7 protein-coding genes and 1 CRISPR repeat array are annotated in these 9,928 nt (G+C 45.2%); of the genes, 6 read left to right on the top strand and 1 reads right to left on the bottom strand.

Annotated elements, in window-relative coordinates:
- The 3 genes from mrdA to Q0238_RS04200 form a co-directional block, all read left to right on the top strand.
- Positions 1-1,623 (top strand): penicillin-binding protein 2 (mrdA, locus tag Q0238_RS04210; protein ID WP_297943178.1); only part of this gene is annotated, 1,623 nt, incomplete at its 5' end.
- A 427-nt stretch (positions 1,624-2,050) separates the two neighbouring features.
- Entirely contained in the window at positions 2,051-2,677 is a 627-nt protein-coding gene (locus tag Q0238_RS04205) for a hypothetical protein (protein ID WP_297943175.1), read from the top strand.
- A gap of 326 nt (positions 2,678-3,003) precedes the next feature.
- Positions 3,004-3,399: a hypothetical protein gene (locus Q0238_RS04200; RefSeq protein ID WP_297943173.1), complete on the top strand. Its 396-nt coding sequence runs from the start codon at positions 3,004-3,006 to the stop codon at positions 3,397-3,399.
- A gap of 465 nt (positions 3,400-3,864) precedes the next feature.
- Positions 3,865-4,812: direct repeats of the CRISPR family, unit length 30 nt; unit sequence GTTTCAATTCCCAACGGGATGGAATTCTAC.
- A gap of 97 nt (positions 4,813-4,909) precedes the next feature.
- Here Q0238_RS04200 and Q0238_RS04195 read toward each other — a convergent pair.
- Positions 4,910-7,519, bottom strand: coding sequence for an AAA family ATPase (locus Q0238_RS04195; protein WP_297943171.1), 2,610 nt, complete (start codon positions 7,517-7,519; stop codon positions 4,910-4,912).
- A 216-nt stretch (positions 7,520-7,735) separates the two neighbouring features.
- Here Q0238_RS04195 and Q0238_RS04190 point away from each other — a divergent pair, with 216 nt between their 5' ends.
- From Q0238_RS04190 to purS, 3 genes are all read left to right on the top strand, one after another.
- Complete coding sequence (locus tag Q0238_RS04190; RefSeq protein ID WP_297943182.1) at positions 7,736-9,025, top strand: S41 family peptidase; 1,290 nt, start codon at positions 7,736-7,738, stop codon at positions 9,023-9,025.
- A 10-nt stretch (positions 9,026-9,035) separates the two neighbouring features.
- Complete coding sequence (gene purC / locus Q0238_RS04185) at positions 9,036-9,755, top strand: phosphoribosylaminoimidazolesuccinocarboxamide synthase (RefSeq protein ID WP_297943169.1); 720 nt, start codon at positions 9,036-9,038, stop codon at positions 9,753-9,755.
- 3 nt (positions 9,756-9,758) lie between these two features.
- Positions 9,759-9,928: phosphoribosylformylglycinamidine synthase subunit PurS (gene purS / locus Q0238_RS04180; RefSeq protein ID WP_297943180.1), on the top strand; the 170-nt coding region annotated here is incomplete at its 3' end.

The following is a 9,928-nucleotide window of genomic DNA, read 5'->3' as shown; positions in this document are numbered from 1 at the left end:
GGCTTTTCGCTATCCATCGCGCCACATCTAAAAGACGCCGCGCTGCAAAGCGAGCTAAATAATATCTCGCGCTACTTCAAAGATCTCAACGTCACCGCGATGAGCAAGAGCTACAAGGACGCGAATTCCGCTTATAATCAAGACTTTATCGAAGTCGTGCCGTTTTTGGACTACAACGCCACGATAGAGCATTTTGCAAGCCTAAGCCTGCACGAAAATATCAAAATTTCGCCCGCTTCGCAGCGCTTCTACCCTTACGGCGCGCTTGCTTCGCACATCATCGGCTACGTAGGCCGCGCCAATAAAAAAGATATCCAAAACAACCCCCTAAGCGCACTTACCGGATACAACGGCAGAAGCGGCGTCGAGGGGTATTATAACGAGCTTTTGCAGGGCAGCAAGGGCGAGCGCAAGACGAAGGTTACGGCGCTAAATCAGGTCGTGGAGGAGATCTCGATGCAAGAGCCTAGCAGCAGCGAAATTTCGCTTACCATCGATCTTGAGCTGCAAAAATACCTCGAGGAAATTTTTAAAGATAAAGACGGCGTAGCGATCGTGATGGATCTGCGCGACGGCGCTATCATCGCGGCGGGCAGCTTCCCCGAGTACGATCTGAACACCTTCGTAGGCGGAATTTCGCAGGCGCAGTGGGATGAGCTGATAAAAGACCCGCGCCATCCGTTTACGAATAAGCTCGTAAACGGCCTCTATCCGCCGGGCTCGGTCATCAAGATGGCTGTAGGGATGAGCTTTTTAAACAGCGGTAAGATCAACGAAAACTGGAGCGTGTTTTGCAGCGGCGCGATAGAGCTTGGAGGGCGTAAATTTCGCTGCTGGAAGAGCTGGGGTCACGGCCGCGTGAGCCTAGTAGAGGCGATTAAAGGCAGCTGCGACGTGTATTTTTACGAAGGCTCACTGCTAGTGGGGATCGACTATATGTCCGCGTATCTACAGCGTCTGGGGTTTGGTAGTAAAACAGGCGTTGATCTGCCCAATGAGTTTGTAGGCACGATGCCTAATAAGGCCTGGAAGATGCAGAAATTTAAGCGCGCGTGGTATCAGGGTGAGACGGTCAATGCCTCGATCGGTCAAGGCGACGTGCTCGTAACCCCTATGCAGGTGGCGAAAAACACCGCGCAGATCGCCTCGGGCAAGGCTATCACGCCGCATTTTTTAAAAAGCATCGACGGCAAGCCGGTAGAATTTGCCCCTACCGAGCTTTTCACGCCGAAAGAAAAGGCGCAGCTACCGCTCGTGCGACGCGGGATGTATGAGGTCGGCAACAACCCCGACGGAGGCACCGCCTACAAGCTCATCCATACCGCAGTAGTGCCTCTAGCGGTCAAGACGGGAACCGCGCAGGTCGTAGGCATCTCGCAGACCACCAAAAAGCGAATGAAAGAGGCCGATATGGACTACTTCCACCGCTCGCACGCTTGGATGACTAGCTTTGGGCCGTACGACAAGCCGCAATACGCCGTAACCGTGCTCGTAGAACACGGCGGCGGAGGCGGAAGCGCGGCAGGTCCCGTGATAATGCAAATCTACGAAAAACTCGTCCAGATGGGCTACATCGACGCCAACGCAACGGCTAGTAAAGACAGCGCAAAGAAAACGAAGTAGGATGGGATTTTAGAATTCTGTCCATGCTTGGCTTGCTTTAAATTTTAAAATTTAGCAAGCCTTTGCGGGTTTAAAATTTTGAAATTTACCCCGCTTCCGCAAGTTTGAAATTTTAAAATTTAGCGATGAACGTCGGCATAGAATTTTAAAATTTTATAAAACTTGGAGGAGATAGAATTTTATCTCGCCTTTGCCTGTTTGAAATTTTAAAATTTAGCGTAGCACAGAGACTTTGAAATTTAGAATTTTACCCGTCATTCGCAGACTTTAAATTTTAAAATTTAGAACAGCAAAATACCATAAAATTGGGTAAGGCAAAGCGATTTTAAATTTTAAATGCACCATAAGAATAAGGCGGTAGAATACGCCAAAATATCTTTTTATAAAAATGGGGAAATTTATGAGGGATTATGATAAGGAGCCGATAGTGATAAAAAATGACTATTTGCTAAAAAGTAGATTAACAGTAGGAATTTTTTTCCTGATATTCGCATTAGTATTCGCCATTAGATCTCTTTTTCCCATAGAAAGTTTCTTTAGTAGTAGTTTTAGAAAAGGCGAGCTAGCTCTTTGCATATTTATATTTTTCAAAACGATTTTTGGAGATTTTGCAATGCTAAAAGGTATGCTGGTAAATGACTTACAAATTAGAATTTTTGAGAAAATAATAGAATGCGACTATGTGGATTTAGCGGGGAATTTAAAGGTTCTGAAAATCCAGCTTACGGAGCATACAAAGATAACTTATTCATACTTTCCATGTTTTGGAGAAACTGCAAAACTTGATAGTAAAACTTTGATAGATAAAATTACGTATATAACAAATCTTGCAATGGCTATCATCATAAACTTTATATTTATAATTATCTTTCAATGCTTAAATTTCTTAGGGATAAAAAAATACTATATTTTTGATGATAACGGTACTGTGATATCAGTAAAACAGAATAAATCACTTGTTGATAGATTTGGTAAAGTTCCTTTCAATAAGCGAACCTTGATGATATCTTTAACTAACTACAATTCAAAATTTTTTGATAAGGATAAAAAATAATTCTAATTTTAACGGTATCAAATTAGGTGAATAAGTAGAATGAAAATTTTAGCTTACGATCGCAACGGGCAAGATAGACGATGGCAACGAAGAGCTTAAAATTTGATGAGAGATCACGACAAAGAGTCTTAAAAGTGCCGAAATGAACGCAATATAAAAACTAAATTGATATTAAAAGCTATAAATTAGGGGCTAGAGTGATAAAAGAGTTCATTAAAAAATGTTTTGAGCTAAAAAAGGGGTGAGGATTTTATTCTGGATCGCCTCGCTCTTTTTTTACTATAGACTGCCTGGGCGCTATATTTGCCAGCATAGATGCGGTTTTTTTGGCGGAGTATAGCGGTCACGATATCGCGAATCCGTTTTCTATCGTTATGAAAGCTTTTGAGCTAACGTGGCACGAAGAAGCAAGCGATAGCGAAAGCGATATTTTCGGCGCTATGATATTGTATCTATTTTGCGCGACGGTGATTTTGCCTCTAATCATCTGCTGCCTCGTATTTTCCAAAATAAAGGCTTTTATTCTGCTGGATAAAATATCCGCCGCATCTGCATTTTTTATAAGTTTATTTTATGCCTATCCGCTGGCCGTGATAATTCTAGTAAGAGCCGATTTGACCTGGTTGGGTCATCTGCTTGATCGCTCAAATTTTAATTTTAGCATAATGATTATAAGCGCTTTATTATCGCTAATAATTGCGTCCGTGCGGTTTTTATTCTAAAAAGAAGAGATAAAATTTAATGCAGATAAGTTTATGAGACTATCTTTTTTTGACCAAATTTTGCGTAAATTAATACGTAAAATTTTATGAATAGAGCTCGATATATGCAAATTTAAAAGGGGCAAATTTTGGAACGATCCTAAAATTTGCCCCTGCTTCAGATTCAAAATTTCAGGTTTTTAAGTTTGAAATTCCGATCATCGACTTCGATTTTTAAAATTCTAATCCTACCCGCCTTTTTAAATTTTATAATCTAAAATCATCGTGTTTTGAACCACGCAGCTTGAAGTCGCTGCTTCTTAAATTTAAAATTCTAAGCTCTGAAATGCGGAATTATACTCAATAAATTTTAAAATTTAAAGCCCAGAATTTTATTTGGTAAAAATTTTATCGAGCAGGATTTGGCTCGATAAATTCTATAGAATGCTACTATGCGAGAGGGAAAAATGAAATTTTAAATAGAGCATTTTAATTCCCAACGGGATGGAATTCTACGCAACCTATGCTTATAGCTTCCTACTTGTTGCCCATCTTGTTTCAATTCCAACGGGATGGAATTCTACCATAATGCAGCTTAGTGCCTACGACGACGATATTAGTTTCAATTCCCAACGGAATGGAATTCTACGTTTCATACCTTTTAAAATATGTTCTTAAAACGTTGTTTCAATTCCCAGCGGGATGGAATTCTACGAAACTTTTTTAAAAACAAAACCGAGCAATCGCAGCGGTTTCAATTCCCAATGGGATGGAATTCTACACAAAGCAGAAGTCTTTTTTATAGCTACGGCAAAGTTTCAATTCCCAACGGGATGGAATTCTACATTGAAGGAGAGAATATGACTAATGAAGAATTTATGTTTCAATTCCCAACGGGATGGAATTCTACTTTATACGCGCATCAGCATCCTTTAAAAACTCGTTGTTTCAATTCCCAACGGGATGGAATTCTACACTCAAAAGCAGTTTAAACTATCCGATTATGGCTTGTTTCAATTCCCAACGGGATGGAATTCTACTAAACCTCGGCAAAATACCCAACATCATCACAGTGTTTCAATTCCCAACGGGATGGAATGCTACCTGTTAATAAGCTCTATGAATATTTCATTAGTGAGCCTGTTTCAATTCCCAACGGGATGGAATTCTACCGATGCATTGATACTCGTTTGTGGAGCGGGTCTTCGGTTTCAATTCCCAACGGGATGGAATTCTACTTTATTACTAAGTTCGCTTCTTGTTATATATTTGGTTTCAATTCCCAACGGGATGGAATTCTATCAGAAAGCGGAAACCGAAAGCGAATGGAACAAGATGTTTCAATTCCCAACGGGATGGAATTCTACTGGAATGGATAAGAATTTTCGTCGTTTGGCAAGAGATGTTTCAATTCCCAAGGGGATAGATTACCCGCTCAATTTATATTAATTAATAAAGTATTAGATTTACTTTACCAAATTTACTCCACCGAAGCGCGGAATTTACCCCGCAGGATAAATTCCGCTAAATTTTACTTTGCCCTCTTTATCTCTATTTCGCCGTCACGCGCGCCGATTTCGATCCGATCGCCGGTTTTGATCTCGTCGCTTAGGATCATATCGGCGATCTTATCCTCCACCAGGTCGTAGAGCGCCCTGCGCAGCGGCCTTGCGCCGTATTCGATATCAAAGCCCGCCGAGGCGATGAGCTTTTTGGCATTTTCGCTTAGGCTCGCGTTAATGCCGCGGTTTGCGAGCGTTTTTTGCAGGCTCTTAAACATAATGCCCACGATTTTTATAAGATCGTCCTCGCTTAGGGCGTTGAAGATCACGATGTCGTCCAGGCGGTTGATAAATTCGGGCTTGAAATAATTCTTAAGCTCGCTCTTTACCGCCTCCTCGCGCTCGGCAAGCGCGACCTCGCGCGGCTTGTCCGCATTTTTGGCGTCAAGCTCCATAATCTTAGCCGAGCCGATATTGCTCGTTAGGATGATGATAGTGTTTTTGAAATCAACCGTAACGCCCTTGTTATCGGTTGCGCGCCCGTCGTCTAAAATTCCAAGCAGGATGTTAAAAACGTCCTTGTGCGCCTTTTCGATCTCATCAAAAAGCAGCACCGAATACGGCCTTCTGCGCACAGCTTCGGTAAGCTGTCCGCCCTCATCGTAGCCCACGTATCCAGGAGGCGCGCCGAGGAGGCGCGATACGCTGTGTTTTTCCATATACTCGCTCATATCAAAGCGGATCATCGCCCGCTCGTCGTCGAATAAAAACCTCGCTAAGCTCTTTGCGCTCTCGGTCTTGCCGACGCCGGTAGGGCCCAAAAACAAAAAGCTTCCGATCGGGCGGTTTTCGTTCACGAGACCGGCTTTGTTGCGCTTGACGGCGCGAGCGATGGCGTGCAGCGCCTCATCTTGCCCAACGACGCTCTGCTTTAAGTGCTCCTCGATGTGGAGGAATTTCTCCTTTTCGGAGGAGAGCATTTTGCTTACCGAGATGCCCGTCCATTTGCTTAAAATTTCAGCCACGCTCTCCTCGTCCACGCGGTTTCGCAAAAGCACGCCGTTTTCTTTCATCGCGTCCCACTTCGCCTCAAGCTCCTTGACCTTCGCCTGCGCAGCGGGGATCTTGCCGTATTCGATCTCGGCAGCCTTGCTAAGATCGCCGTTGCGTCTTGCTAGGCTAGCTTCGTTTTTGAGGCTGTCGATCGCCTTTTTCTCCTCGCTGATGCCGCCGAATACGGACTTTTCATTTTCGAATTTAGCCTGAAGCGCATTTTTCTGCTCGGTTAAATTTTCGATCTCTTTATCGATCTGCGCGAGCCTCTCGTCGTTTTTGCCGTCATCCTCCATCTTAAGGGCTTCCTTTTCGACCTGAAGCGTGAGGATGTCGCGCTTAGCCTTGGCGAGCTCGTTTGGCTCGCTTTCGATCTGCATTTTAAGCTCCGCCGCCGCTTCGTCAATGAGATCGATCGCCTTATCAGGTAGAAATCTATCGCTGATGTAGCGGTCGCTTAGCCTTGCGGCCGCCACAAGCGCGCTATCGGTGATGGTGACGTTGTGATGCACTTCTAGTCGCTCCTTTATGCCGCGCAGGATCGCCGTAGCCTCGCTCACGCTAGGCTCCGCGACCGTTACGGGCTGGAAACGGCGCTGAAGCGCAGCGTCTTTTTCAAAATACTTTCGGTACTCTTTCAGCGTCGTAGCGCCAATAGCGTGCAGCTCGCCGCGCGCGAGAGCGGGCTTTAGGATATTTGCGGCGTCCATAGAGCCTTCGCTTGCGCCCGCGCCTACGATGGTGTGAATTTCATCGATGAAAAGCACGACGTTCGAGGCTTTTACGACCTCGTTTATGACGGCTTTGAGCCTATCTTCAAACTCGCCGCGATACTTCGCGCCCGCAATCAGCGCGCTCATATCAAGCGCGATGACGCGTTTGTTTTGCAGGCTGAGCGGTACCTCTTTTTTGGCGATCAGCTGTGCAAGACCTTCGACGACCGCGGTTTTTCCAACGCCCGGCTCGCCGAGTAGGATAGGGTTATTTTTCGTCTTGCGGATTAAAATTTGCATCATTCGCGAGATCACCTCGTCGCGACCGATGACCGGATCGAGCTCGCCCGCGATCGCCTTGGCGGTAAGATCGACGCCGAATTTACTAAGCGCCTCAAGAGTTTCGTCGGCGGTTTGCGAATCGATGCTTTTGCCGCCGCGAAGCGCCTCTAGCTCTTTTTTGATCTCGCTAAGATCTGCAAATTTAGACAGAATTTTCTTTAGCGGATCGGCGTTTAAATTTGCGATCAGCCAGGTATCTACGGCGATAAATTTATCGCCCGAGCTCGTCATCAGCCCCTTTGCGAGCTCAAGTGAGTTCATCAGCTCGCGCGAAATACGCACGTTTTCCTTCGTGACGTTTGAGCTGGTCGGCAAATTTGAAATTTCGCTTTTGATCTCGAGTTCGACCGCGGTCTTTTCGATGCTAAATTTATTAAAAATTTGATTTAGAACCGAGCCGCTGTCGGCTACCAAAGCCCAGAGCATGTGCAATACGCCCACTTCGCTATTTTTGGAATGGATCGCCAAAGAAACGCTGCTTTCGAGCAAAGAGCGCATTTTATCGGTTAAAATTTCAATAGTTTCGTTCATAAATTTTCTCCTAAAGTTGAAGTTGGTTGCATTATATAACTTTAGTGTCTTTATGTCAAGGTTTTTTAGTGAGATTTTAAAATTTTCGGCTTAAATTTATCCGTAAACGCGCAAATTTCGTATGAAATTTACCTTATTTTTAGCCAATTTTCTATAAAATTCACTCCATTTTACTTTCAAGGATAAACTTTGCGACAAAAACACCTCTTCTTCGGCTTGGGATTCATATTTTCTCTATTTTTAGGCGTCAGTTTTTTTACCGGAAATTTACAAGCCAGAGAGGTCAATGCGACTAAAAAACCAGATAGCGAAAAAACGCGTCTGGAGGCGCTAGCCAAGCTTACTAAAACACTTGCGATCGTCGAAAACAATTATGTCGATGAGATGACATTCTCGGAGCTTGTGGACAAGACGATCTCGGGGCTTATGAATAACCTCGACGCGCACTCAAGCTACATGGACGAAAAGGCGTTTAACGACACGAAAGTCCAGACCGAGGGCGAGTTCGGTGGGCTTGGAATTCAGGTGGGTATGAAAGACGGCGCTCTGACCGTTATCTCGCCTATCGAGGGTACTCCCGCCGACAAGAAAGGTATTCAGGCTAACGACGTGATCTTGCGTATCGACGGCAATGCGACCTTCGGCATCACGATAGACGATGCAGTCTCAAAAATGCGCGGTAAGCCGAAAACCAAAATCACTCTAACGATCGTGCGTAAGGGAGTTAGCAAGCCTTTCGACGTCGAGATTATCCGCGACATAATCAAAGTAGAATCGGTCTATGCCAAGATGATCGAGGATGATAAAATTTTATATCTGCGCGTTACAAATTTCGATCAGCACGTGGTAGCGGACGCGAGCAAATTTATAAAAGAGCACAAAGACGCCAAAGGCATTATTTTGGATCTGCGAAACAACCCGGGTGGGCTTTTGGATCAAGCGATCGGACTCGTAAATTTATTCGTCGGCAAAGGTCTTATTGTCTCTCAAAAAGGTCGCGCGAAAAACGAAACCGAAGCGCATAACGCCGATCCTAAAAAGAAGATCACCGATCTACCGCTTGTGGTTTTGGTCAATGGCGGCAGCGCAAGCGCAAGCGAGATCGTAAGCGGCTCGCTTCAGGATCTAAAGCGCGCCGTGTTGGTCGGTGAAAAAACTTTTGGCAAGGGAAGCGTGCAGGTGATCCTGCCGATAGAGGATAAAGAAGCTCTGCGGCTTACCATAGCGCGATACTATCTATCAAGTGGTCGCACTATCCAAGCGGTGGGCGTGACGCCTGATCTCATAGTGGCGCCGGGCAAGGTGCCGAGCCGCGACGAGGATGAATTCTCGCTAAAAGAAGCCGATCTCAAAAAGCACCTGCAAGGCGAGTTAGCCAAGGTCGAGACCAAGAAAAAAGATGCTCAGAAAAAGGATGAGAAAAGTTTCATCACCGCAGAGCAGATTAATAACGATATCCAGTTAAAAACCGCAATAGACGCGATAAAAATTCTAAACATCAAGTAAGGAGAGTGTGATGCAAGCTACCAAAAAAGAGCTCATCTACGAAGGCAAGGGCAAAAAGATGTGGTCGGTTAACGAAAGTGACGACCTTTTGATCTCGGAATTTAAAGATTCGCTGACGGCGTTTAACGGCGTCAAAAAAGCCGAAGAGAGCGGCAAAGGTGCGCTGAATTGCAAAATTTCGACGCTGATTTTTGATCTGCTTAAAAAGCACGGTATTGCCACCGCGCTTGTTGAGACGATCAGCCCGACCGAGCAGCTCGTGAAAAAATGCAAAATTTTCCCGCTTGAGATCATCGCTCGAAATATCGCCACCGGCTCGCTTACAAAGCGCCTGGGTATTAAAGAGGGTACTAAGCTTCCGTTTACGCTGGTAGAGTTTTGCTACAAAGACGACGATCTGGGCGATCCGATACTAAACGACGAGCATTGCTTGCTGCTTGGCGCCGTAAAGAGCCAAAGCGAGCTTGACGAGCTCAAAAAGATCGCGCGCAAGATCAACGAAATTTTGATTAAATTTTTCGATGAGCGAAATTTAAAGCTCGTGGATTTCAAAATCGAGCTCGGCAGGGATAAGGACGGAAATATCCTGCTTGCAGATGAGATCAGCCCCGATAGCTGCCGCTTTTGGGATAAACAAACTGACAAAAAGCTCGACAAGGACGTATTCAGGCAGGATCTCGGTAGCGTAAAAGTGGCCTACGAAGAGGTCTTGCGTAGAATTTTAGGATAAGCGATGAAGGTGATCGTAAACGTAAGACTTAAAGAGGGTGTGCTAGATCCGCAGGGCAAGGCGGTCAAACACGCCCTCGCTTCGCTTGGATTTAGCGGCGTGCGAGATGTGCGCGTAGCCAAACAGATCGTCCTTGAGCTAGATGGCGAGGATAGGGATAAAATTTATGCCGA

It is taken from the genome of uncultured Campylobacter sp. (assembly GCF_938045775.1).
Classification (GTDB): Bacteria; Campylobacterota; Campylobacteria; order Campylobacterales; family Campylobacteraceae; genus Campylobacter_B.
The sequence above is the reverse complement of the archived record's forward strand: the minus strand, read 5'-3'. Positions and strand labels throughout refer to the sequence as shown.